This is a genomic window from Bacillus sp. mrc49, from assembly GCF_002803435.1.
Window position 1 is genome coordinate 1 of the sequence record NZ_PHNG01000318.1, and the last position, 385, is coordinate 385.

The 385-nt window shown below is 36.4% G+C and carries 1 protein-coding gene; it reads right to left on the reverse strand.

Going from position 1 to position 385, the window contains the following annotated elements; translation table 11 throughout:
* Positions 1-385: DUF4822 domain-containing protein (locus tag CVN76_RS02140; protein WP_157805470.1), on the reverse strand; the 385-nt coding region annotated here is incomplete at both ends.

Sequence of the window (385 nt, forward strand, 5' to 3'; positions counted from 1 at the left end):
ATTTATTGGTCTTGTCATTAAATTCTGCCAAGCTTATAAAATTCGCATTGGCCTTGGTGACATCATTACCGTCTTCATCTAATACCTTTGTTCCGTGCCAAAGCGTGCTACCTAAAATCTTATCTCCATCAACGTCCTTAACAATATCCCCAGTAGCAGTTTCCAACTGCTTGTCAGGGTCAGTGAAAGACAGCTCTTTTTCTTTATATGGAACATGTTCAACGAACACCTCTACATCTTTGCCATCAGCGTCTTTTCCCATTCTTTTATAAGTAAAAACATCTTTATCTATTTTTTCCATGTCAACCACTGCTTGATAATTCATTGATTCTGAAATTAATATTCTCTTCTTCCCATCATTAGTGATGAAGAATGTTCCTTTATC